The following is a 23,863-nucleotide window of genomic DNA, read 5'->3' as shown; positions in this document are numbered from 1 at the left end:
GCTACCAGCTCACGGCAAGGCTGACCGAGGCGGTGCGCCCGGCTGCGGTGAAGCGGTCCACCACCGTGCTGCTGGCAAGCGTGCCGTTGGGCAGCGCATTCCAGTCCACATAACGCCGGTCGGCCAGATTGAAGATGCCGGCGGTGACCTTGGCGCCGGGCGCGAACTCCCAATGCCCCATCAGGTCCAGCGTGGCGTAGCCGGCCGGCGTGTAATAGCTGTCCAGCTGCGGGCGGCGCTTGCGCGCGACGAAGGTGCCGATCAGTTCGGCGCCCCATTGCTCGCCGTCGAATGCCACGCCCAGCGTGCCGCGCAGCGGGTCCACCGAATTGAGCGGCATGTCGTCGGTGAGGTTGTCGCCTTCCGAGTACGCCACGGCGCTGTTCAGCGACCAGCCCTGCCAGCCAGCCAGCACACCCAGATCGAGCCCGCCGCGCGCTTCGGCGCCCTTGATGACCACATCGTCCACGTTGCGCGACTGGAACACCAGGAAGCCGTCGGCATTGGTACCGGCAGGCGCATTCGATTCGATGAAGTCGCGGTAATCGGTGTAGTACACGGCCAGGCCGAGATAACCCACCGCATCGTTGAAGCGCAGCCCCAGCTCGCCGCCGCGGCTGGTTTCCGCCTTCAGGTCGGGGTTGGCGATGGCGGTGTAGCGCCCCTGCAGATTGGTGAATCCGATGTTGACGTCGTTGTACGGCGGCGCGCGGAAGCCATGCGCATAGTTCGCGTACGCCGACCACGTATCGGAGAAGCGCCATACCGCGCCGAACTTGGGCGAGACCTGGGTCTGGTCGATGGTCGACACCGCCACGCCCGGATTGTCCTCGCGAAAAATGTCATCCACCTGCGGCGACAGGCGGAAATAGTCCACGCGCACGCCTGGCGTCAGCGACAGCCGCCCATCCAGCAGGCCGATCTCGTCCTGCGCGTACAGGCCGAGCTTGGTGGTTTCGCTCTTGGGGAAATCGCGCACCGGAAACACGTCCTGGCCGACCCGGTTGCTGATCGCGCCGTTGGCAAGAGTCAGCGAATAGCCGTCGCGCTTGGCGCGGGTGTCGGTCCAGGTACCGTCCAGCCCATAGGTGATGTCGTGTTGCATCGCATCGGTGGCGATGGCCTTGTGCGCATTGACCAGCACCCCATACACACGCTGGTCGAAGCTGTGTTCGTTGTGGCGGCGGGTGTTGTTGCCGCGTAGCTCGTTGGTGCGCTGCAGGCTCTCGCTGTCCTGGCGATACAGCAGCCATTGCAGGTCGTCGGCAAGCGTGGCGTCCAGCGCGTCCAACTCGTGCCGCAACGATACCCGCGCGCGGGTCTGGTGGTCGCGGCCCTGCTGCGACAGCACACGCAGCGACGCCGTCGGGGAACGCGTGTCGATGCTGCTCAAGGCCTCGATGCTGCCGTAGTCTTCGTTGCCTTCCACGGTGAGCTTGAAGCGCTGTTGCGCGCTCGGCGCGTAGACCAGCTTGGTCAGCACGCTGCGGCCGTCCACGGTTTGCGGGTTGGCGGCGGTCCGGGTGACATCGCGGCTGCGGTTGTCGCCCTGGTTCTGCGTTTCCTGGCCCTGGCGATGCGCCACCGCCACCATGCCGCTCCAACGCTCGCCGCCAAACGCGCCGGTGGCGCCGGCGAACAGGCCGTTCCAGTCGCCTTCGTAGCCGAACTTCAGGCCGAGGTAGCTGTGCTTGTCGTCGCGCAGATAATCGGCCGGGTCCTTGGTGACGAAGGCCACCACGCCGCCCAGCGCATCGGAGCCATACAAGGAACTGGCCGGCCCGCGCACCACTTCCACACGCTTGAGCGTTTCCAGGTCGACGAAATTGCGATTGGCATTGAGGTAGCTGCCGAACGCAAAGGTGTCGGACACGGGCACGTTGTCCACCAGGATCGCCACGCGATTGCCATCCAGGCCGCGGATGCGGATGCCATTGGCGCCGGTGAAGCGGCCGTTGGTGCTGGTCACCGAGACGCCCGGTGTGTAACGGAACAGGTCCTTGAGCTCGCGCACCAGCTGGTTGTCCAGTTGTTCGCGATCGATCACATCCACCGTGGCCGGCACGTCCACCAGCGCGCGCTGGGTCCGCGTGGCGGTGACCTGCAGACGGTCGAAGTCGTGCACCTCCCGCGCAGCTTCGCCGCCGGCATCGGATTCTGCGGCATGGACACACAACGGGGCGGCAGGCAGCGCGAGCGATAGCGCGACCACCAGCGGATGCAGGCGAATCATCAAGCAACCTTTGTGGAAGAACCCCCGGCAGCGCGCACAGCGAACCGGCCGCGCACGGCAACCGAGGGTGGAGAGATGGGTGGCGGACGGCGGCGGCAACGCCCGCGGCGAACGGTCGGCGCCCCCTGCAGAGCAGCGCCGATGGAGCGAGTGCAATGGCTGCGGAACCCTGCCGCCAGCGGCACCGCACGCGGCGATGTCTGCGGCTTGCCGCGCCAGCCGATGGCGGCCGTTGCGGCATCTGCGCCCGGTCGATCAGGGCGCAGCGGTTCCCTGTGCTGGGATGACGTGGGGGACGCGCATTACTTGGTCAGGATGAGCTTGTCGTTGCTGGTGTGGCGCAGGCGATAGACGCGATCGCCATGCTGGATCAGCACTTCGCGGCGCCCCTTGAGCAACGCCTCGCTGCTGATGAGGTCTTCGGCGGGAACCACGCGCGGTACGGCGCGGTCGCGCAGATTGACCGGTTCGGAGCGAAGCGGCACGGGATGAGCGGTCATGATCTGGATCTCCAGTCGGTTGGCCTAACAAATAATAACCATTCTCATTTAATTATCAAGAGCCATTCTCATTTGAACGGCGAAATATTTGCATGACCTCCTGCCTTTCGATCGATTCCATCAATCGAACTGCCCGTTCGCCAGCACCGTTGCGGCTCCGGGCTTGCGACAGCCGGGCCACGCGCCGGGTATCGATGGCCCGGCCACTCGGCGATGCCCGGTCCGAGCAGCCACGGTTGGGAGGCCGCCGGGGGGGTGTCGTAACGGTCCTCGCAACGGCAGCCGTGGGCCGGTTCCTGAAGGCGCAGGACGGCGCTGATGCGTCCTGTCGCGCCGGTCCACGGGTTCGCGCAACGTTCGCGCAACGACATCGCCGCGCGCGCCGCAGTCACCACTCGCGGACACGCCGTGACCCCTGCGTGGATGCTCCGTGGCAGCCTCCATGCGCCCCAGGTCCCGCCCGCGATGCGACATCGCCCGGGGCGGGCCGCCGGACACGAGCCCTGACGCAGACCGCAGCCTGTGTCTTTCGCGTCGAGGACGCCTGGACGTCCCGCGCCAGCGCATCCTGCAGCATGCTCAACGACCGCGCGACCGGCTATTGCTCTTGCCCGTGCATCGCCGCAGGAGGTCCTGTGGCATGGACGCCGTACCAGCGCCTGCAGGAACCTACCTGCGGCGTGTCCTGCGATGGTGGGCGGGCAAGGTCTGTAGCCAGGTGAAAGGCCGTAGTTCACACCTGCAAGAGGCGAACGATGGCCGGGCTAACGCTCCGGCTGCCACTGCTGTCGCGCTGGCCAAACCTTTCAAACCAGCCACCGCACGCCGCGCACTGCCTGCACCCTGCGGGCCGCACGTACTCGACGATCCCTGCCCGCTCAGCGTGTCGCCGCTTCCACCTGCGCCCAGCCCGCTGCATCCACCTGGTCCAGCACATCGAGCGCGGCCAGGTTCTGTTCCAGCTGCTCCACCCGGCTGGCGCCCAAAATCACCGAGGACACGTGCGGGTTGCGCAGGCACCAGGCGATCGCCAATGGCGCCGGCGCATGCCCCAGCTCGGCGGCCACCGCGCAGAACGCACGGGCGCGCTCGAGACGGCGGGATTCCGGCGTGCCCAGCACCTCGTCCTGCAGCCAGGCATTGTCGGGCTGGCCCAGCCGGCTGTCGGCCGCCACCCCCGCGTTGTACTTGCCGGTCAGCAGGCCAGAGGCCAGTGGCGACCAGATGGTGGTGCCCAGCCCGGCCTCGCACAGCGGTGCGTACTCGTGCTCCAGCCGCTGGCGGTGCAGCAGGTTGTACTGCGGTTGCTCCATCGACGGCGCATGCAGGTGCTCCTGTTCGGCGATGGAGATCGCCGCGCGCAGCTGCTCGGCGCTCCACTCGGAAGTCCCCCAGTACAGCACCTTGCCCTGGCGGATCAGCGCATCCATCGCCCGCACGGTTTCCTGGACCGGCGTCTCCGGGTCGGGCCGATGGCAGAAATACAGGTCCAGATACTCCACGCGCAGCCGCTTCAGCGCGGCGTGGCAGGCATCGGTGACGTGCTTGCGCGAGAGCCCGCGCTGGGTGGGACGTGGGCTGTCCACCGCGCCGAAGAACACCTTGCTGGACACGCAGTAGCCGTCGCGCGGCAGGCGCAGGTCGGCGATCACATCGCCCATGACCTCCTCGGCGCGGCCGCGCGCGTAGACCTCGGCGTTGTCGAAGAAATTGATGCCGTTGTCCCAGGCCGCGGCGATCAGGTTGCGCGCCTCGCTGCGCCCGATCTGCTTGCCGAAGGTGACCCAGGCCCCGAACGACACGGCCGACAGCTGCAGCCCGGTGGAACCCAGACGACGGTAACGCATGGCGAACTCCTGCACCCTCCGTGGCACCTGCCCCGGACCGGATTGCGCAGTTTAGCGGGCGGGGCGCCGACGCGAGCCAGTGGCGGCCGTCTGAATGCCGCTCGCCTTGCCCGCCGACACCCCCTGCTCTAGGCTTCTCGTTTTGCCGTCAGCAGCCCTGGGGATAGGAATGGTCGAAGGTTTGGGAAGGATCGGTTTCGGCCTGTTCGGTCTGGCGGTGCTCATCGGCATCACCTGGCTGTTTTCGACCAACCGCCGTGCGATCGACTGGAAGCTGGTCGCCACCGGCCTGTTGCTGCAGATCTCGTTCGCCGCACTGGTGCTGCTGGTGCCGGGCGGACGCGACGTGTTCGATTCCCTGGGCAAGGGATTCGTGAAGGTGCTGAGCTTCGTCAATGAAGGCTCCACCTTCATTTTCGGCAGTCTGATGAACATCGAAAGCTACGGCTTCATCTTCGCGTTCCAGGTGTTGCCCACCATCATCTTCTTCTCTGCGCTGATGGGCGTGCTCTACCACCTGGGCGTGATGCAGATCGTGGTGCGGGCGATGGCCTGGGCGATCACCAAGGTGATGCGCGTGTCGGGCGCGGAAACCACCAGCGTGTGCGCCAGCGTGTTCATCGGCCAGACCGAGGCGCCGCTGACGGTGCGCCCGTACATCCCCAAGATGACCCAATCCGAGCTGCTGACGATGATGATCGGCGGCATGGCGCATATCGCCGGCGGCGTGCTCGCCGCCTACGTGGGCATGCTCGGCGGCAGCGACCCGGCGCAGCAGGCCTTCTACGCCAAGCACCTGCTCGCTGCCAGCATCATGGCCGCGCCGGCCACCCTGGTGGTGGCCAAGCTGCTGGTGCCGGAGACCGGCACGCCGCTGACCCGCGGCACGGTCAAGATGGAAGTGGAGAAGACCACCAGCAACATCATCGATGCGGCCGCGGCCGGTGCCGGCGATGGCCTGCGCCTGGCGCTGAACATCGGCGCGATGCTGCTGGCCTTCATCGCGCTGATCGCGCTGATCAATGCACCGCTGACCTGGCTGGGCGAAGTGACGGGCGCGGCCGCGGCGCTGGGTCGGCCGACCAACCTGTCGACGATCTTCGGCTACCTGCTGGCGCCGGTGGCCTGGGTGATCGGCACGCCGTGGGCGGACGCGACCACGGTCGGCTCGTTGATCGGCCAGAAGGTGGTGATCAACGAATTCGTCGCCTACACCGAGCTGTCGCAGATCGTGAAGGGCCAGGTCGCCGGCGTGAGCCTGAGCGAGGAAGGCCGGCTGATTGCCACGTATGCCCTGTGCGGCTTTGCCAACTTCAGCTCGATCGCGATCCAGATCGGCGGTATCGGCGGGCTGGCACCGGAACGTCGTCACGATCTGGCCAAGTTCGGCCTGCGGGCGGTGCTCGGCGGTTCGATCGCCACCTTCATGACCGCTACCATTGCCGGCGTGCTGTCGCATTTCGGCTGAGGCGGCGCGGGTTCATCGGTGTCGCGGTCTAATCGCCCGACGCCAGGTTTCATTCAAGTCATTCACGCAAGCAGGTATTTATGAGTTCGGTCGTCGTTGTCGGGTCTTTCAATGTCGATCACGTGTGGCGTTGCGACGTGCTGCCTGTGCCGGGCGCCACCATCGCCGGCCGCTACAGCACCGGCCCGGGTGGCAAGGGCTTCAATCAGGCGGTGGCGGCGGCACGTGCCGGTGCCAAGACGCATTTCCTGTGCGCGCTGGGCGACGATGCCGGCGGCGCGCTGGCGCGTTCGCTGGCCGCCCATGACGGCTTTGCGCTGATCGCCGAACCGAGCAACGAGCCCACCGGGACCGGCGGCATCTACGTCGACGGCCACGGCCGCAACACCATCGTGATCGGTGCCGGCGCCAACTCGGTGCTGAGCGCAGGTTTCGTTGAAAACCAGCGCCCGCTGGTGGCATCGGCACAGGTGCTGCTGGCACAGCTGGAATCGCCGGCAGAGACCGTCGAAGCAGCGCTCGCGCTGGCCCACGAATGCGGCGTACTGACCGTGCTCAACGCCGCACCCGCCAACGCGCCGACCTCGATCGGCCTGCTCAAGCTGTCGGACGTGCTGACCCCGAACGAGACCGAGTTCGCCGCACTGCTCGGCCGCCATGTCGGCGAGCGCATCAATGCCGACGATGTGGCCGCGCTGGACGGCAACACGCTGCACTCGCTGTGCCGCAAATTGCTGCCCGGCGGCACCGTAGTGGTGACGCTGGGCGCGGTGGGCGCCTTCATCTCGCATGCCGACGAGCAACTGCGTGGCGACACCGCGGCACATTACAGGGTGGGCGCCGAAAGCGCGCAGACGGTGGACACCACCGGCGCTGGCGATGCCTTCAACGGCGCACTGGTGGCCTCGCTGGCGCAGTCGCCCGGCGCAAGCTTCATCACCCACGTACGCTTTGCCACTCGCTACGCGGCACGCTCCACCGAAGTGGAAGGCGCTGCCAACTCCATGCCGCGGCTGCTGCCAGACGTGGCTGTGTAAGTCGCACGCGTCGAGCGACCAACGAAGGCGACCGCAGCGATGCGGTCGCCTTCTGCATTCAGGGCCTTGGCCTGCAAGTTGGAGACTGTTTGTGTCGCGGACGGCATGTTGGAACGTGCCTGCCGAAGGACGCTGCGAGCTCTGCTGCTGCCGGAGCTTCGTGTTCCTTTATCGAAACGCGTTGGGGTGCAGGAACCAAGCGCGATGCAGGAAGCGAGGCGTGATGCAGCGCCGGGCGCCCGTACCCTCATCCGGCGCTGACGCGCCACCTTCTCCCGACGGGAGAAGGAATAGACGCTGCTCCCACTCCCGAGCGGAGAAGGAATAGAAGCCGCTCTCCCGCCCCGAGGCGGCGAAGGACTAGAAGCCCCCTCCCCCCGCGGGGCGAGAAGGCACAGCTTGCGCGCCACTGGCGCGCGTGCGTTAGAGCGCGTGCCTTGGAGCGCCCGCGCTACTGGCGCGGGCCGGGGCGCGGAGCGGGGGTTGGGGTGAGGGTACGGCCAGCCCACATATTCGCCACCGCCTTCGCCCTATCCAGTCGCGCCCCCCGCACGGCCATCGCGCAGCACCGAAGACCGGAAACGCTCTTCCGATTCCCCATTCCCCATTCCCCATTCCCGATTCCCGATTCCCCACCCCAGCTACAATGCCCGCATGCAGATCGGCCCTTACACCATCGCCCCCAAGGTGATCCTCGCCCCGATGGCGGGCGTCACCGACAAGCCGTTCCGGCTGCTGTGCAAGCGGTTGGGCGCCGGGCTGGCGGTGTCGGAGATGACCATTTCCGATCCGCGCTTCTGGGACACGCGCAAGTCGCTGCACCGCATGGATCACGCCGGCGAGCCGGACCCGATCAGCGTGCAGATCGCCGGCACCGAGCCGCAGCAGCTGGCCGAGGCGGCGCGCTACAACGTCGACCATGGCGCGCAACTGATCGACATCAACATGGGCTGCCCGGCCAAGAAGGTGTGCAACGCCTGGGCCGGTTCGGCACTGATGCGCGATGAGGCGCTGGTGGCGCGCATCCTGCGCGCGGTGGTGCAGGCGGTCCAGGTACCGGTGACGCTGAAGATCCGCACCGGCTGGGATTGCGATCACCGCAACGGCCCGGAGATTGCGCGCATTGCGCAGGATTGCGGCATCGCCGCGCTGGCGGTGCATGGGCGCACCCGCGACCAGCACTACACCGGCAGCGCCGAGTACGCGACGATTGCGCAGATCAAGGCCGCACTGCAGATTCCGGTGATCGCCAACGGCGATATCGATTCGCCGCACAAGGCCGCGCAGGTGCTGCGCGCCACCGGCGTGGATGCGGTGATGATCGGCCGCGCGGCGCAGGGCCGGCCCTGGATCTTCGGCGAGGTGGCGCATTACCTGGTCACCGGCGAGGTATTGCCGCCGCCGTCGCTGGCCTTCGTGCGCGACACCTTGCTTGGCCATCTGGAGGCGCTGCACGCCTTCTACGGCCAGCCGCAGGGGGTGCGCATCGCGCGCAAGCATCTGGGCTGGTACGCCAAGGACCACCCGCAGAGCGCGGACTTCCGCGCGGTGGTCAACCGCGCCGACACGCCGGAAGCGCAGCTGGCGCTGACGCGCGATTACTTCGATGCCTTGATCGCCGGCGTGGCGCCCGCAGTGCCGGACGCCGCCTGAGGTTTTTCTGCTTGCTGGAGCCGCACGCATGAGCGCACCGAGCGACACCCCCACCTACCTGCACGGCTTCTCGGCCACCGAACAGGCACGCCTGCTCAAGCAGGCGCGGTTGCTGGAAGCCACGCTGTTCAACGAGGTCGACTACAGCGGCGCGCGGCGCCTGCTGGAAGTCGGCAGTGGCGTCGGCGCGCAGACCGAGATCCTGCTGCGCCGGTTTCCCGAGCTGCATGTCACCGGCGTGGACCTGAGCGAGGCGCAACTGGGTGCGGCGCGCGCCAACCTGGAGCGGCTGGCCTGGTGCCGCGAGCGGTACAGCCTGCAGCAGGCCGATGCGGGCGACCTGCCCTTCGAGGCCCGCCAGTTCGATGCGGCCTTCCTGTGCTGGGTGCTGGAACATGTGCCCTCGCCGGCGCGCGTGCTCAACGAGGTGCGGCGCGTCCTGCTGCCAGGCTCGCCGGTGTATGTGACCGAGGTGATGAACGCCTCGTTCCTGCTGCACCCGTATTCGCCCAACCTGTGGCGCTACTGGATGGCGTTTAACGACTTCCAGCACGACCAGGGCGGCGATCCGTTCGTCGGTGCCAAGCTGGGCAACCTGCTGCTGGCCGGCGGCTTTCGCGATGTGCAGACGCAGATCAAGACCCTGCACCTGGACAACCGCGAGCCGGGCCGGCGCAAGACCATGATCGGATTCTGGGAAGAAGTGCTGCTGTCGGCGGCCGAGCAGCTGCTGCATGCCGGTGCGGTCGACGCCGACACGGTGGACGGCATGCGCCGCGAACTGGCGCAGGTGCAAAGCGACCCGGACGCGGTGTTCTTCTATTGCTTCGTGCAGGCGCGCGCCACGGTCTACTGAGGCGCCGAGGCCGAGGCTGAGGCCGACGCCGGTGCGCTTGCCGGCGCCGCATCGTGTTCCAGATCGCCGGTCAGCGCCTTGCCGCTTGGCGCGTTCCAGATGCGGTGCCACATCTGCGCAAGCACCGCCCAGATCTGATCGCGGGCCACCGGCGCGCGGTACGCCGCCTGGACCTGCCGCGGCACGATCGGCTGCCAGGTTCCGTCTTCGCGATGGGCGACCACGAAGTTGAAGTTGTAGTCCGGCTCCAGGCCCATGCGCAGGTCGCTGAGCATCAGGTCGTCGTCCACCAGGCGCGCGCGCATGAAGCCGCGGTTGAACCAGGTCAGCCGGCGCACCGAGTCGAACGCGGCCACCTCGCCCAGTGCCTGGGTGTTGCTGGAAAACCCGCGGAACTGCATCGGGCCGCTATCGGCCACCAGCGAGCGCTCGCCGATGACGTAGCCGCTGGGCGTCATCGCCACCACGCGCCACAACAGCGTATTGAAGGGCATCGGTACCGAGAAGCGCGGCGCATCGGCCAGCCCCATCGCGGCCAGCGCGCGATCGGCCTGTTGATCGACCAGCTGCTTGGCGATCAGCGACCAACCCAGGTACGCGGAACTTGCCACCAGGCCGATCACCAGCACCCGTTGCGCCAGCGGGCGCTCGCGCGCGAACCAGGCGATGGCGCACGCGCCCAGCAGCCACAGCGTATAGGCCGGGTCGATGATGAAGACGCTGGACCACATGCTCGGATGCGGTTGCAGCGGCCACCACAGCTGGGTGCCGTACACGGTGAAGGCGTCCAGCAGCGGGTGGGTGATCAAAGCCAGCTGGATCGCCCAGAACCAGCGCGTTGGCTCTCCGGCCACCCGTCCGTTGCCGTAGCGGCGGAACAGCCACCAGATCAGCCACCCCAGCAGCGGCAGCACGAACAGCGAATGACTGAAGCTGCGGTGCACCGTCATCAGCGTGACCGGGTCGTCGGTGAGCGGCAGCAACACCAGCGAATCGAGGTCGGGCAAGGTGCCCAGGGCCGCGCCGGCGAGCAAGGCGGCACGTCGCTGTCCGGGCGGCGCGATGGCGGCAGCGATGGCGCCGCCAAGAACGATCTGGGTCAATGAATCCATCGGCCGATGCTAGCAGGCTGGACATGCATGCATAGGGATATCGACCGGTGCTTTCGCTCGGTATCGCCATAGCGGCACCGTCCCCGGTATGGGATGCGCCCGATCCGCCGACATCGGCTTAACCCCACGCCGCCGCGTTCAGGCGCACAATGCAACGGTCACCGCGGGCGTGTATCATCCGCACCCATCTTTTCATCCGAATCAAGGGATATAAGCCTGATGTCCAGCTACCTGTTCACCTCCGAATCGGTCTCCGAAGGCCATCCGGACAAGATCGCCGACCAGATCTCCGACGCCGTGCTGGATGCCATCCTGGCCCAGGACAAGCGCGCCCGCGTGGCCTGCGAGACCATGGTCAAGACCGGTGTGGCGATCGTGGCCGGCGAAGTGACCACCAGCGCCTGGATCGATCTGGAAGCGCTGACCCGCAAGGTGATCCTGGACATCGGCTACAACAGCTCCGACGTCGGCTTCGACGGCGAGACCTGCGGCGTGCTCAACCTGATCGGCAAGCAGTCGCCGGACATCAACCAGGGCGTGGACCGCAAGAAGCCCGAAGAACAGGGCGCCGGCGACCAGGGCCTGATGTTCGGCTATGCCACCAACGAGACCGACAGCTACATGCCGGCGGCGATCCACCTGTCGCACCGTCTGGTCGAGCAGCAGGCCAAGATCCGCAAGAAGAAGAACTCGGCGCTGGCCTGGCTGCGTCCGGATGCCAAGTCGCAGGTCACACTGCGCTATGAAGACGGCGTGGCGACCGCGATCGATGCGGTGGTGCTGTCGACCCAGCACGACCCGGGCGTCAAGCAGAAGGACCTGATCGAGGCGGTGCGCGAGGAAATCCTCAAGCCGGTGCTGCCGGCCAAGTGGCTGCACAAGGGCACCAAGTTCCATATCAACCCGACCGGCAAGTTCGTCATCGGCGGCCCGGTGGGCGATTGCGGCCTGACCGGCCGCAAGATCATCGTCGACACCTACGGCGGCTGGGCCCGTCACGGCGGCGGCGCGTTCTCGGGCAAGGATCCGTCCAAGGTCGACCGTTCGGCCGCCTATGCCGCGCGCTACGTGGCAAAGAATGTCGTGGCTGCCGGCCTGGCCGACCGTTGCGAAGTGCAGGTCTCCTACGCCATCGGCGTGGCCGAGCCGACCTCGATCTCGGTCACCACCTTCGGCACCGGCAAGATCGCCGACGAGCAGATCGAGAAGCTGATCCGCAAGCACTTCGACCTGCGTCCGTTCGGCATCATCCAGATGCTCGACCTGATCCACCCGATGTACCAGCAGACCGCGTCCTACGGCCACTTCGGCCGCAAGCCCAAGGAGTTCAGCTATACCGACGGTGCCGGCACCAAGCACACCGCCACCTCGTTCTCGTGGGAAAAGACCGACCGCGCCGACGCCCTGCGCGCCGATGCGAAGCTGAAGTAAGCACGCCGCTCCTGCAGGAGCGAGCGCGATGCACGACGACTGGGCCGCTGATGCGGCCCGGTTTCGTTTCGGGGTCTGTCGGTGGTTGCCCAACTCCAGGAAATGGCGGGTTGCGAAGAGCGGAGGTGGGGTGAGGGTACGTGCGAAGCCACTCACCTGCCGACTAGCACGTGGCTGCGCACGTCCCCTCATCCGCCCCTACGGCGCACCTTCTCCCGCCTTGCGGGAGAAGGGACGACGACCCCACCCCCTCTCCTGCTGGAAAAGGGATTGGGCTGAGGGTACGGGGCGAAGCCACATGCCATGCAGACCACCGCAGGACAGCTGTCGCGATCGCGACACTACCAATCGAGCTGCAACTGCTGTGGCGCGCGGAAATGCCGCCCACACAGCTCGGGCGCTGACCTGTACGCTGGCTGCCCAGGGCGCGCCCCGCAGTGCAGCGGGCGCAACGCGATCCCCATCGCATCGCGCCCGCTGCGGCGAGCAGTCGCGGACCGCAGCGATTCCCCTTCGCCAGCGAACGCCGCCTGCCGCCATGCCCCCTGCTCCACATCATCGCGCTTGCACACACCTACGCTGCCCCGGCGATACACGCGCAAGACGACGTCACAGCCCGCGTGCAGGCGCCCAAGACAGCACTGCGAACGGTGCAGCAGCCAACCACGATCGATCATGCGTCATCCAGGTGCGGCGCGCCGTTCACGGTGACCGCGCCAGCGCCACTGCGAACACCGACAAAGCGATGCAGCGCTCCGCATCGCACCTGCAAGCAGGCGCCGCGCATGGTGGTGAAGAGGTGTTGCACTTCGATGACGCCACGGCACTCCCCGATATCCGCATGCGCAGGACGCGCAAGTCGGCATAGTCGCTGGAGCATGGAAGGCGCAATCACCGCCGTGCTGCGCAGACCAGCGGTGCTGGCCACCGGCGCACACCGGCATACACCATCGCCCCGCCGGTCAGCGACGACGCAGCGATGGCAACCAGCTCGTGCTCACGTCCGAAGAAAGATCTCGACCCGTCGATTGAGTTGTCGCCCGCCGGGGTTGTCCTGCCCGTTGACGGTATTGGGGGCCACCGGCTGCGTTTCTCCGTAGCCCTTGGCGCTGGCGGCCTGCGCGGCGCCGCGCGTGCGCAGCGCTGCCAACACCGCAGTGGCGCGGCGTTCGGACAGTGCCTGGTTGTAGGCGTCCTCGCCCTTGGCATCGGTGTGCCCACGCACTTCCATCTCCCGGGCGGTCACGGTGCCAAGCGCTGCAGCCAGCGTGTCGAGCACGCGTGCGGCATCAGGGCGGATATCGGACTTGTCGAAGTCGAACAGGATGCGGTCGTTCAAGGTGATCAGATAGCCACACGGCGCACCGGGAGGAGCGAACTTCTGCAGTGGCGGGAAGCGGCCGGCCGGCGGCACCTTCGGGAGCGGCGGCATGCGCACTTCGCGCGGCGGGGTGCCCACCGTGCCGGTGCCATCGCCACGGTTCTGCACCAGGCCATCGGGGCCGTTCCAGGTGCCCGAGCCGTCGGCATTGATGGTGACCAGGCCGCGCGGTCCATTCCAGGTGCCGCTGCCATCGCCGCGATTGTCGATCAGCCCGCTCTTGTCGCTGTTCCAGGTGCCGGCGCCCTTGCCATCCAGGCTGATCAGCCCGGCCGGGCCGTTGTAGGTGCCGCCGCCGTTGGACTGCACGTCGATCAGCGCATCGTCGCCATCCTGGCCGGTGGCATTGATGGTGCCGCTGCCATCGGCGTTGACGCTGATCAGGCCACCGGCGAAGTTGGCGGTGCCGCTGCCGTCGGCCTTGAGATCGAACAGACCTCCCTGGCCATTGCGCAGCAGGTTGCCGTTGGGATCGACGCTGGTGATGCCGGCATCGTTGACCAGCGTGCCGCCATCGCCGCAGCGGGCCGCTACCACGCTGACGCCTTCGACCGGGTCGAGTACTTCCTGCAGCGAGGCTTCCAGCGCGCGTTGCGCCGGGGTCACGCCAATGATGTCGGGCACCACGATGGTGGGAATGGCGGGGAATTCCGGCACGGCGTCAGCCGCCGCTGCAGGCGCGCCCACCGCGCGCACCGCAGCCTGCGGTGCGGACGCTGCGGTGCCGCCAGCACCTGCATCCTTCGGCGCTTCGCCACGACCGCAACCGACCAACACCACCGCAGCCCACAGCACTGCCGACAGCTTGCGCATCGCGTCTTCCTTGTTCGAGCCTGTTCGAGAGATGGCCTGATACCACGAGCGGGGTCAACACGGCGCTAACGGTGCCGGGCACATGCCGGCCCCCGGCCGCAAGGCCAACTCACAAGGCGGCGGACACAGACACCGGCGCAGGCTCCGGCGATTGCATCGGTGCCTGCACCTCGCCAGCTTCGGCCTGCAACTGCGCATGCAGGATGCGGCGGATCTCCAGGATGGCCTGCGGCGTTTCCTGCACGCTGTGCCAGGAGGTCACCACCAGTTCGGACGCGGGGCCATCCAGGTGCGCGCTGCGGTACGGCACCAGGCCATCGTCGGAGTCGGCCAGTGGTATCTGCGGTTTTTCGCGGCCCACGATGGTGTGGTAGCGCACCTGCGGGGAGATCGGCAGATCCATCGTAGCGCGCACGAACGGGTCGGTATCGCGCAGGTTGTCGATGCTGGTCGGTGGCAACAGGCGGCCCTTGCGACGCGGCGGCCCGCCCTGCCCGTTCTGCTCGCTGTCGGCGAGGTCCTGCAGCACGTCGCCGAAGCGGTCCAGCAAGGCAATCGGCAGGCGCACCATGCGGCCGACGAAGCGCCCCAACCCGCCTTCGGCCAGCGGCGTGCCGCGATGCGGCGCGGCGATGAAGATGGCGCGGTCGATCTGCGGCATCGGCGAAAAATGCAGCAAGGGCGACAGCGTCGCGCGCACGCGCGCACCGCGTTCGCCTTCCAGCCGATAGTCCTGCAGCAGCGAGTTCCAGAGTCGCTCGCCGGACGAAGACACCAGCAGGCGTCCGATCACCCCGCCCATGCTGTGGCCGATCAACACCATGCCGTGCGAGGCGGGTGCGGTGCCGGCCGGGTCGAAGTGCTGCAGGCTGCGCTCCACCAGCGCCTGGATCTGCGCACGATTGACCGCAATCGGCGCGTTGGTCGGGTAATACACCTGCCAGATCTGATAGTGCTGGCGCAGGGTTTCATCGCCCATCACCTCGTTGGCCACATTGACCCAGGCCTCCGGGCTGCTGGCCAGCCCATGCAACATCAGCAGCACGCGCCGGTTGGGATCGTAGGGCTGCATCAGATACAGATGCGGGCGATCGATGCCGCGGGCGCTGCCCAGCATGGACCGCAACGACTGCGCGGCAAAGCCCGACCTGGCAAGCCACAGCCCATAGGCCGCCGTGAAGTTGGCCGCCAGCGGCACGCGCTGGCCGTGCAGTACCACCTCGTTCTGGCGGTACGGGTCGTACGGCACCACCGTCACCAGGTCGGTGCGCAGCACCGCATCCAGGCTATCGCCCTCGAAGCGCAACAGCAGCGTTGCCGGTGCATACGGCATTTCGCTGAAGGTCGGCAGCGGGCGCCCGGGCGCGGTGCTGGGGGCCGCAGCCTGCTGCACGGCCAGGCCGGCCGGGTCGCCGACCACCTGCGGGTCCACTTCGGCCACCAGTTCGGCGCCGAAGCCGTCGCGCCGATACGTGCTGCGCAATCCGTCAAAGCGCAATGCCGAGGCCGCAAGGATCGCGCGCGGTGTGTTGCCGCCGCCCGGCAGCCGATACGCAGACGTGTCGATGACGATCTGCCAGCGGCCGACGGCAGTCGGTGTGGGGGCGATCTGTCCGGCTGGCTGCGCACGCGCGAACAGGCGTTCGACCACCTGCTGCACGGCGTAGTTGTAGTAGTCGCGCACCTGGGTCTGGCGGTTTTCGAAGGCGCGCGCACCGGGCGCACGCGCAGTGAAGAACAGGTAGGCATAGGCATGCCGCGCGGCTTCCAGCCAGGCTTCCACCGCCGTGTCGCTCATCTGCGCCTGGTTGCGACTGCCCAGGTCGATCGCATGCGCGGTCCACAGCTCGGCCTGGGTGGCCAGGCGGCGCTCATCGCCGATGCCGGCCACCGTGGCCAGGTGTTGCACGCAGGGCAGTGGCTGCTTGCGGCAGGCCTTGGGCTGCAGGCCGGCCACCTGCAGGGTCTCGCTGCCGGATTGGCTAAGTGCGCCGGTGCTGAGCACATCGCCGCGCGTCTGCGCGATGTACTCGCCGCTGTTGCGCGATTGCACCGTGACCATGGCACAGCCGCTCAGCCACGTTCCCAGCAACGCGGCCGCCAGCAGCGCAGCGCTGCCGCGCAGGCGTGCACGCGGGATCACTGCGCCGCGCTCGCCGAGGCACCGGGTGCCGGTGCCTGCGGCATGCCGGCGCGGATGCGCTCGGAAAAATCCGCGGCAGTATCGGCGGCGATCGCACGCGCAGTGAAATGCCCGCGCTGCTTCAGCGTGGCGAAGTCGTAGCCGGGCATCAGGCCCTGGTGATCGTAGGCGTATTCGTCGGCATAGCCGGACAACAGCAGGCGGTGATCCAGCGGCAGGGTGGGCCGCAGCTGGCGTACCAGGGCGAACACGATCGTGGTGCAGTTGCTGGTCAGCGTGTTGTAGAACGCCGGCTTGCGATTCAGATCGTTGGCCAGCCCGACATAGCCCATGAACATCCGGCGCAGCCCGGCCTTGGGAATCGCCAGGCGATACAGGTACATGTCCTCGCCGCGCACGTTGGTGCGCACGCGCAGGATGTCGCGCTCATCGGCGGCCACCAGGGTTTCTTCGAAACTGCGGAAGAAGCCGCCCACGGCCGAGAACGACTCGCCGCGCTCCTTGCGGATTTCCAGCGAAAACACCACGTGCGAGCCGTCATCGAAACCGAACGACACCAGGGTGTGCGCGATCGCCGGGCCCATCCAGTACGACAAGGCCAGGTCGGCGCTGACCAGCCGATCCAGATCGTACTGGCGCGTTTCCCAGCGCGGAACGTAATTGGTTTCGCCACGCCAGTCGAAATTGCGCACGTTGCGCAGGGTGACGATGTTGCCGCGCACCTCCGGCTGCAGGCGCTGGGCGACATCGTCGGCCCAGTCGCGGTCTTGGCTGGGCTGCATCATCGCCCACGACACCGCCAAAGCCACGAATGCCGCGCCGAAGATGCCCACCAGGGCCCAGTTCTCGCGGCCACGGCGCAAGCCCCACAACGCGGCCAGCGCCATCGCGCACCATGATGCCACCCAGCCGATGCGCACCAGCGCATTGCCGGTGAGCGCGAAATGGATCGCCAATGCGCCCCAGGTCGCGGCCAGCACCAGCGCCACGCGCAATGCCCAGCGGCCGATGACCGCACGGGTGGCCGGTGTCATCGCGTGCCGCCTTCGGGTACCTGCATGCCCAGCGCATGCATCAGCAGATCGGCCGAGCGGTGCGCAAGCCGCTTGCGTTCGGACTCGTCATTGCCGCGCAGGCAACTGCCCAGCATGTCGATCACCAGCAGCAGTTGTTCGTCGTCGACATCGGCCCGGCACAGGCCGGCATCGCGGGCGCGCTGGACGAACGGCAGGAAGATCGCCACCACGCGCCGGTCGGCGGCTTCCACCGCCGGGTGCGCGCGTTCGATCGAGCGCCAGAAGTCCACCAAGGGCGCCGACTGGGCGATGTGCTCGGCCACGTCGTGCAGCAGCACGGCCAATCCATCCGGGCGGTCGGCCAGGTCGGCGGCCAGTCGCTCCAGGCCGTCCAGTCCACGCGTCATCAGCGCGGTCATCAAGGCGAGCCGGTCCGGGAAGTTGCGGTACAAGGTGGCGCGGCCCAGGCCGGCACGCTCCACCACCAGTTCCAATGGGGCATTGACGCCGTATTCGCTGAATACTTCGTCGGCGGCATCGAGAATCTGCCGGCGGCGCAGCGCGGCATCGGGGCGGGAGGTCATCATGCCGGCATTATCGGACAGATTTGTCCGCTTATGCCAGAGCCCGCTTGCCGATTGCGCGCACGCGCCGACCAACGGTCGGATCAGCCGGTGTTCTGCACCCCTTGCGAGACGCCGTTGACGCAGGCGACCAGCGCACGCAGCAGGTCCTCGTCTTCGCCATCGGTAGCCCGCCAGCGCTGCAGCAGATCCACCTGCAGCACGCTGATCGGATCGATGTACGGGTTGCGCAGACGGATCGACAAGGCCAGCCGCGGGTCGTGCTGCAACAACGATTGCTGCTGCAGCAGCGCCTTGACCCAGCCCTTGGTCAGCGCCAGTTCGTCGCGGATCTGCGGGAAAAACCGCGCGTGCAGGTCGCCCGACAGCCGCGAGAACAGCTCGGCAATGGTGAGGTCGCCCTTGGACAGCACCATCGCCACATCGTCCAGGAAGGTGCGGAAGAACGGCCAGTCCTGCGCCATCTCGCGCAAGGTGTCTTCGTGCCCGGCCTCCACCGCCGCCTGCAGGCCGCTGCCTACGCCGTACCAGCCCGGAATCACCGCACGCGCCTGGCTCCAGGCGAACACCCACGGAATCGCGCGCAGGTTCGACAGCGCGGCATCCTGGCCCAGCCGCCGCGAGGGCCGCGAGCCCAGCGTCATGCGTTCGATCACATCGATCGGCGTGGCCAGGCGGAAGTACTGCATGAAATCCGGGGCACCGACGAAGGCGCGGTAGGCCACCGTACTGCGCTCGGCCACCAGATCCATCACCGGCCGCCAGCGCTCCTCGCGCGGTTCCGGCGCACGCGGGCGCAGGCTGGACAACAGCACCGCACCGGTCATCTGCTCCAGCGAGCGCAGCGCCAATGCGCGGATGCCGTACTTGCGGTGGATCACCTCGCCCTGCTCGGTGACGCGCAGGCGGCCATCCACGCTGCCGCGCGGGGCAGCATCCAGCGCGCGGCTGGTCTTGCCGCCGCCGCGGGCGATCGAGCCGCCGCGGCCGTGGAAAAACGTCAGCCGCACGCCCAGCTCGGCAGCGGCTTCCAGCAGTTCCACCTGCGCGCGTTGCAGGCCCCAGCGCGAGGCGGCAATGCCACCGTCCTTGCCGCTGTCCGAATAGCCCAGCATCACCATCTGGGTGTCGCCGCGCGCGGCCAGATGCCGGCGGTACACCGGGTCGGCCAGCAGGTCCTGCACGGTGCCGGTACCGCCACGCAGATCGTCCACGGTTTCGAACAGCGGCACGATGTCCAGCGGCACCGCACCGGCGTCGTCGACCAGCCCGCCGCGGCGCGCCAGCGCCAGCACGGTGAGCACGTCGGCGCGGTTGTGCGCCATCGAGATGATGTAGCTGCCCAGCGCGTCGGCGCCATGGCGCGTGCGGGCATCGGCGAGCGCGGCGAACACCGCATCCAGCCGCGTGTTGCCTTCGTCGTCCACGTGCGGCAGCGCCTGTTCGCCAGCGGCATACGGACCGAGCGCGGCGGCGCGCCGTGTCGCATCCTGCCCTTCCCAGTCGCCCTGGCCCAGCGCGGCGGCCACCGCGCGCGCATGCACGCTCGACTCCTGGCGTACATCCAGCCGCGCCAGATGAAACCCGAAGCTGCGCACGCGCCACAACAGGCGGCGCACCGCGAACCAGCCGGCGTGCAGGCCCTTGTTGGCCTGCAGGCTGTCCAGGATCAGTTGCAGATCGTGTTCGAGTTCGGTTGGCGCGGCGTAGGCGCCGTCGGCATCGTCCAGCGTGGCCTGCAGGCGCGCGCGCATCAGGTCGTTGAGCAGGCGGTACGGCATGTCGCCGTGGCGCGGGCGCGAACGCGCAGCCGCGTCCGGCAGGAACGCGCGATAGCGCTCCAGCTGCGCGGTGAGTTCGGGGCTGACCTGCACCAGCGTGGTCGACTGGCTGAGCAGGCTGGCCAGTTGCCAGAGCTCCTTCTGGTAACGGTCCAGCACCGCGCGGCGCTGCGCATCCAGGGTGCCGGCGATGGTGGCGGCATCCACATTCGGATTGCCGTCCATGTCCCCGCCCACCCAGGTGCCGAAGCGCAGCAGGCGCGGCAGCGGCGGCACGCTGCCGTAGGTTTCCTCGATGGCGTGTTCCAGGGTTTCGTACATCACCGGGATGACGCGGTAGAGCACCTGGGTGAGATAGAACCCCACGTGTTCGCGCTCGTCGTCCACGGTAGGACGTACCGGCGAGGAATCGGCGGTCTGCCAGGAGGCGGTCAAGGCCATGCGGAAACGCGCCGCATCGCTGGCGCGCTCGTTGGGCGTGCGCATGCCATCGAGATTGTCGACCAGGCTGGCGACCATCAGCTGTTCTTTTTCCAGCAACGCGCGGCGCACCGCTTCGGTGGGATGGGCGGTGAACACCGGCTCCACGTCGATGCGCGGCAGCCAGTCGCTGAGTTCCTCCAGCGTGACACCCTGCGCCTTGAGCCGGCGCAGCGCATCGTGCAGGCCATCGGGCTGCGGCGTATCGGTGCCGCTGCGCTGGTAGTCGCGGCGGCGGCGGATGCGATGCACGCGCTCGGCGATGTTGACCACCTGGAAATAGGTGCTGAAGGCGCGCACCAGCGCCTCGGCATCGCGCGGCGCGCGCCCGGTCAGCTGTTCGCTCAACGTGGAAGGCGGCGCATCGCTCTCGCGACGCGAAATGGCGGTGGTACGGACGCGTTCGATTTCATCGAGGAATTCCGCAGACACCTGCTCGGCGAGCAGGTCGCCGACCAACGCGCCGAGCCGGCGGACATCGTCGCGCAAGGGCAGATCGGGGGTAGCGAACACAAGACTGCTGCGGTACTCGTTCATCGGAAACGCACACCCTCTTCAAGCGCAAAGTCGTCGAAGACTAACCCAAAAGGATTAGAGGGTTGCGTTGCGCAAGACGGTTTCAGAGCGAACCATCCTGCGCCGGTCCCACTCGCATTCGTACATGCCACTAAAAACCTGTCGCCCGACGCCAGCATCGATGCTTAGGAGCGCACCCGGGCGCGACAAGGTTTTACCGGCAACGCTCCATCGCGCCCGGGTGCACTCCTACCTGCGAGACACTGATCCAACATGCTTTCGCACACCATTGTGTGCGACGACGCTCATCACCTGGACGACGCTCATCACCTGGACGGCGCTGCAGCCGGCGCGGAAGGATCGCCGACATGCGTCTTCAACCACTGCTCGCTCTCGGCCAGCATATGCAGGATCGACTGCCGCGCGCGGTAGGCGTGCGATTCGTTGGGCAACATCACCAGCCGCGCGGTGCCGCCCAGCCCCTTGATCGCAGCGAACATGCGCTCGCTCTGGATCGGGAAGGTGCCGGTGTTGTTGTCGTCCTGGCCGTGGATCAGCAGCAGCGGGTCCTTGATCTTGTCGGCGTAGTTGAATGGCGACATCGCCTGATACACCGACTGCGCCTGCCAGTAATTGCGTTCTTCGGCCTGGAAACCGAACGGGGTGAGCGTGCGGTTGTAGGCGCCGCTGCGCGCAATGCCGGCCTTGAACAGGCGCGTATGCGCGAGCAGATTCGCCGTCATGAAGGCGCCATAGGAATGCCCGCCGATGGCGATGTGCTGCCGGTCGGTAACCCCGCGCCGCACCACCTCGTCCACCGCCGCCTGCGCATCAGCGATCAGTTGCGGCACGTAGGTGTCGTTGGGTTCGGCATCGCCTTCACCGACGATCGGCATGGTCGGGTTGTTGAGCACCACGTAGCCGATTGCCAGGAACGCCTGCGGCCCCCAGTAGCTGATGGCATTGAAGCGATACGGCGAGTCGGTGACCTGGCTGGCGGTATCGGCGCTTTTGAATTCGCCGGGGTAGGCCCACATCAGCAGCGGCCGCGGACCGTCGCGTTTGGGGTCGTAACCGGGCGGCAGCAGCAGCGTGGCGGTGAGGTCCACGCCATCGGCACGCTTGTAGCGGATCTGCTCTTTCTGCACGCCGCGCAACTGCGGCAATGGATGCGCGAAGTGCGTCAACGCACGCGGTGCAGGAGCCGCATCGCCCAGCGACTGCACGAAATAGTTGGCCGGCTCTTCGGGCGATTCGCGGCTGAGCAGCAACTGCGTGGCTTGCGCATCCAGCAGCGCCAGGGGCGCGGAATAGCTGGGTGCCTGCGAATGGAACAGCCGTGTGGCGCGCTTGCTTTGCAGATCGAAGCGATCCACGAACGGCCGGTCGCCTTCCGGCGAGGCGCCCTTGCCGAGCAGGAACAGGCTGTGGCCATCGCTGCTGGTCTGCAACAGCGCGCGCCCCTTGCCATCGGCAACGGTTGCCGGCGTGCCCGGGTCGTTGTAGCGGTCTTGCGAGGAACGGTCCCACAGCAGTTCCGGCGCGCGCTTGGGCTGATCGGGGGCAATGCGCCATTGTTTGATGCGGCGAGTTTTCCACCAGCTCTCGCTGAGGATCGCCAGATCGCCGCGGCCCCACAGGATCCCGTCGAAGCGACTGCCCAGCTGCGCCAGCGTGACCGGTGCGCGCGTGAACGGCGCGGCCTGCATCCGCACCGCATCGCGGATCTTGCTCTCGCGCGCCGGGTCGCCGCCATCCTGCGCTTCAACCCAGACCAGCGTGGCCGGCGCATCGTGCCGCCAGGTGATGTCGCGCACACCGGTCGGCACCGCATCGTTGCCGGTGGGCAGGCCTTCCACCAGCGGCAGCTGCGCGATCTGGCGCACCAGCTTGCCTTGCATGTCCAGCACCTCGATGCGACGCGGGAAGTTGTCCACCGGCACCAGATACGAGAACGGCCGCTCGCTGCGTTCGCTCAGGATGTAACGACCATCCGGCGATACCGACAGGTTGAGATGGATGCCGGGCGTGGCGATCGGGCGCACCTGCCCGTTCACGCCCACGATGATCGGCTGGCCGGTGGCGTAGTACTCGAACACGCGTGCATCGGCTTCGTTGCGCAACAGGTCCTGATAGGTCGGCAGCGCGCGCACACCCGCCGCCGCAGTGGTCTGCTGGACCGCGGGGCCCTGCGGCGTGGCATCGCGCGGCGGTGGCGTGCCCTGCCCTGGCACCTGCTGCTGCACCAGCAGGCCGCTGCTGTCGGGCAACCAGCGCAGCTCGTCGTTGACGGTGCTGTTCAAACCGGCCACCAGCCGCCGCGCCTGCGCGGTGGCCACGTCCACCAGCCACAGCTCATTGGCGCCGCTGGCGGCATCTTCGCGGCGGAAGGCCAGATAGCGTTGGTCCGGCGACCAGTTCAACGTGGCCAGCGACAACGGCGTGGGCAACCCGGCGATCTGCCGCTCGCGACCGTCGCCGATCGATTGCAACCACAGCTTGCCGGCGAAGGAAAACCGGCTGCTGGCGAAGGTTTTGGGATGGATGCGCACGCCGGCCAGCTTGAGCTCGGGCTGGGCCACCTCGGCGATGTCCGGCAACGCCGGCAGTTGCAGCATTGCAGCCAGGTCACGCTGCGGAGACAGCTGCAGCAGCGGGGCGCGGGGCGCATCCACCACCGCCTGCAGCGGCTGGGAAGGCACCTGATAGCCAGTGCCCGCGGTAGCCACCTGCCCCGCCGGCACACCCGCCGCGCAGGCCAGCGATGGCAGGCCCAGCACGGCGAGCAACACCGCACGCGCCATTGGAAGAGCGCCGGCTGCACTGCGATCGGCCTGCCCGCGCCACGGGTCGGTCGGCGGCGCGGCGATCGCCGCAACACCACTCGTCGATCCGGTTTCGTGCTGCAACCTGTGATGCGCCTTGCGTTTGGCCTGCATTGCCGCTTCCCCGCTCTGATCGAGCCCGGACCATAGCAGCCGCCCGCTGCCCGCTCCCCTGCCGTTGGTTGGG

At 67.7% G+C, this 23,863-nt stretch carries 15 protein-coding genes; 5 read left to right on the top strand and 10 right to left on the bottom strand.

Annotated features, from left to right (window positions below; all coding sequences use genetic code 11):
• Position 1: 1 nt before the first annotated feature.
• The 3 genes from XcodCFBP4690_RS13540 to XcodCFBP4690_RS13530 all read right to left on the bottom strand — a co-directional run bounded on the left by XcodCFBP4690_RS13540 (position 2) and on the right by XcodCFBP4690_RS13530 (position 4,595).
• Positions 2 to 2,233 carry a TonB-dependent hemoglobin/transferrin/lactoferrin family receptor gene (locus XcodCFBP4690_RS13540; RefSeq protein WP_104541515.1) on the bottom strand — a complete coding sequence of 744 codons (2,232 nt, stop codon included), beginning with the start codon at positions 2,231 to 2,233 and terminating at the stop codon, positions 2 to 4.
• 302 nt (positions 2,234 to 2,535) lie between these two features.
• The gene (gene hemP, locus XcodCFBP4690_RS13535; RefSeq protein WP_104541513.1) at positions 2,536 to 2,733 is read right to left on the bottom strand and encodes a hemin uptake protein HemP; all 198 of its coding nucleotides are present in this window, start codon (positions 2,731 to 2,733) and stop codon (positions 2,536 to 2,538) included.
• Between the two features lie 878 nt (positions 2,734 to 3,611).
• On the bottom strand, positions 3,612 to 4,595 hold the full coding sequence (locus XcodCFBP4690_RS13530; RefSeq protein WP_208622743.1) for a potassium channel beta subunit family protein: 984 nt from the start codon (positions 4,593 to 4,595) through the stop codon (positions 3,612 to 3,614).
• A 154-nt stretch (positions 4,596 to 4,749) separates the two neighbouring features.
• On the opposite strand from XcodCFBP4690_RS13530, the gene XcodCFBP4690_RS13525 reads away from it, so the two are divergent.
• From XcodCFBP4690_RS13525 to XcodCFBP4690_RS13510, 4 genes are all read left to right on the top strand, one after another.
• Positions 4,750 to 6,048 carry a NupC/NupG family nucleoside CNT transporter gene (locus XcodCFBP4690_RS13525; RefSeq protein ID WP_104541511.1) on the top strand — a complete coding sequence of 433 codons (1,299 nt, stop codon included), beginning with the start codon at positions 4,750 to 4,752 and terminating at the stop codon, positions 6,046 to 6,048.
• 80 nt (positions 6,049 to 6,128) lie between these two features.
• Positions 6,129 to 7,085, top strand: coding sequence for a ribokinase (locus XcodCFBP4690_RS13520; RefSeq protein WP_104541509.1), 957 nt, complete (start codon positions 6,129 to 6,131; stop codon positions 7,083 to 7,085).
• A gap of 654 nt (positions 7,086 to 7,739) precedes the next feature.
• Positions 7,740 to 8,738 (top strand): tRNA dihydrouridine synthase DusB, encoded by a 999-nt coding sequence (gene dusB, locus XcodCFBP4690_RS13515; protein ID WP_104541507.1) that lies wholly within the window; start codon positions 7,740 to 7,742, stop codon positions 8,736 to 8,738.
• Between the two features lie 28 nt (positions 8,739 to 8,766).
• Positions 8,767 to 9,594, top strand: coding sequence for a methyltransferase domain-containing protein (locus XcodCFBP4690_RS13510; RefSeq protein ID WP_104541505.1), 828 nt, complete (start codon positions 8,767 to 8,769; stop codon positions 9,592 to 9,594).
• Here the strand turns inward: XcodCFBP4690_RS13510 and XcodCFBP4690_RS13505 are convergent.
• Positions 9,588 to 10,706 (bottom strand): metal-dependent hydrolase, encoded by a 1,119-nt coding sequence (locus XcodCFBP4690_RS13505; RefSeq protein ID WP_104541503.1) that lies wholly within the window; start codon positions 10,704 to 10,706, stop codon positions 9,588 to 9,590. The genes XcodCFBP4690_RS13510 and XcodCFBP4690_RS13505 overlap by 7 nt on opposite strands.
• A gap of 219 nt (positions 10,707 to 10,925) precedes the next feature.
• Here XcodCFBP4690_RS13505 and metK point away from each other — a divergent pair, with 219 nt between their 5' ends.
• Positions 10,926 to 12,137: a methionine adenosyltransferase gene (gene metK, locus XcodCFBP4690_RS13500; RefSeq protein WP_104541501.1), complete on the top strand. Its 1,212-nt coding sequence runs from the start codon at positions 10,926 to 10,928 to the stop codon at positions 12,135 to 12,137.
• Between the two features lie 997 nt (positions 12,138 to 13,134).
• Here the strand turns inward: metK and XcodCFBP4690_RS13485 are convergent.
• The 6 genes from XcodCFBP4690_RS13485 to XcodCFBP4690_RS13460 form a co-directional block, all read right to left on the bottom strand.
• Positions 13,135 to 14,331 carry an OmpA family protein gene (locus XcodCFBP4690_RS13485; protein ID WP_104541495.1) on the bottom strand — a complete coding sequence of 399 codons (1,197 nt, stop codon included), beginning with the start codon at positions 14,329 to 14,331 and terminating at the stop codon, positions 13,135 to 13,137.
• Between the two features lie 109 nt (positions 14,332 to 14,440).
• Positions 14,441 to 16,393, bottom strand: coding sequence for an esterase/lipase family protein (locus tag XcodCFBP4690_RS13480; RefSeq protein WP_104541611.1), 1,953 nt, complete (start codon positions 16,391 to 16,393; stop codon positions 14,441 to 14,443).
• Between the two features lie 77 nt (positions 16,394 to 16,470).
• Positions 16,471 to 17,508: an Lnb N-terminal periplasmic domain-containing protein gene (locus tag XcodCFBP4690_RS13475; protein WP_104541493.1), complete on the bottom strand. Its 1,038-nt coding sequence runs from the start codon at positions 17,506 to 17,508 to the stop codon at positions 16,471 to 16,473.
• Positions 17,505 to 18,077, bottom strand: coding sequence for a TetR/AcrR family transcriptional regulator (locus XcodCFBP4690_RS13470; RefSeq protein WP_167394617.1), 573 nt, complete (start codon positions 18,075 to 18,077; stop codon positions 17,505 to 17,507). The genes XcodCFBP4690_RS13475 and XcodCFBP4690_RS13470 overlap by 4 nt, the downstream gene beginning before the upstream one ends.
• 80 nt (positions 18,078 to 18,157) lie before the next feature.
• The gene (ppc, locus tag XcodCFBP4690_RS13465; RefSeq protein WP_104541491.1) at positions 18,158 to 20,872 is read right to left on the bottom strand and encodes a phosphoenolpyruvate carboxylase; all 2,715 of its coding nucleotides are present in this window, start codon (positions 20,870 to 20,872) and stop codon (positions 18,158 to 18,160) included.
• A gap of 305 nt (positions 20,873 to 21,177) precedes the next feature.
• Positions 21,178 to 23,655 carry a S9 family peptidase gene (locus XcodCFBP4690_RS13460; RefSeq protein WP_410049663.1) on the bottom strand — a complete coding sequence of 826 codons (2,478 nt, stop codon included), beginning with the start codon at positions 23,653 to 23,655 and terminating at the stop codon, positions 21,178 to 21,180.
• Positions 23,656 to 23,863: the final 208 nt, after the last annotated feature.

The sequence above is a fragment of the Xanthomonas codiaei genome, assembly GCF_002939785.1.
In the GTDB taxonomy this organism is placed as follows: domain Bacteria; phylum Pseudomonadota; class Gammaproteobacteria; order Xanthomonadales; family Xanthomonadaceae; genus Xanthomonas; species Xanthomonas codiaei.
The sequence above is the reverse complement of the archived record's forward strand: the minus strand, read 5'-3'. Positions and strand labels throughout refer to the sequence as shown.

Coding starts and splice junctions, on each gene's coding strand:
- XcodCFBP4690_RS13540 (WP_104541515.1), bottom strand. CDS start 2,233: ATGATTCGCCTGCATCCGCTGGTGGTCGCGCTATCGCTCGCGCTGCCT.
- hemP (WP_104541513.1), bottom strand. CDS start 2,733: ATGACCGCTCATCCCGTGCCGCTTCGCTCCGAACCGGTCAATCTGCGC.
- XcodCFBP4690_RS13525 (WP_104541511.1), top strand. CDS start 4,750: ATGGTCGAAGGTTTGGGAAGGATCGGTTTCGGCCTGTTCGGTCTGGCG.
- XcodCFBP4690_RS13520 (WP_104541509.1), top strand. CDS start 6,129: ATGAGTTCGGTCGTCGTTGTCGGGTCTTTCAATGTCGATCACGTGTGG.
- dusB (WP_104541507.1), top strand. CDS start 7,740: ATGCAGATCGGCCCTTACACCATCGCCCCCAAGGTGATCCTCGCCCCG.
- XcodCFBP4690_RS13510 (WP_104541505.1), top strand. CDS start 8,767: ATGAGCGCACCGAGCGACACCCCCACCTACCTGCACGGCTTCTCGGCC.
- XcodCFBP4690_RS13505 (WP_104541503.1), bottom strand. CDS start 10,706: ATGGATTCATTGACCCAGATCGTTCTTGGCGGCGCCATCGCTGCCGCC.
- metK (WP_104541501.1), top strand. CDS start 10,926: ATGTCCAGCTACCTGTTCACCTCCGAATCGGTCTCCGAAGGCCATCCG.
- XcodCFBP4690_RS13485 (WP_104541495.1), bottom strand. CDS start 14,331: ATGCGCAAGCTGTCGGCAGTGCTGTGGGCTGCGGTGGTGTTGGTCGGT.
- XcodCFBP4690_RS13480 (WP_104541611.1), bottom strand. CDS start 16,393: ATGGTCACGGTGCAATCGCGCAACAGCGGCGAGTACATCGCGCAGACG.
- XcodCFBP4690_RS13475 (WP_104541493.1), bottom strand. CDS start 17,508: ATGACACCGGCCACCCGTGCGGTCATCGGCCGCTGGGCATTGCGCGTG.
- XcodCFBP4690_RS13470 (WP_167394617.1), bottom strand. CDS start 18,077: ATGATGACCTCCCGCCCCGATGCCGCGCTGCGCCGCCGGCAGATTCTC.
- ppc (WP_104541491.1), bottom strand. CDS start 20,872: ATGAACGAGTACCGCAGCAGTCTTGTGTTCGCTACCCCCGATCTGCCC.
- XcodCFBP4690_RS13460 (WP_410049663.1), bottom strand. CDS start 23,655: ATGGCGCGTGCGGTGTTGCTCGCCGTGCTGGGCCTGCCATCGCTGGCC.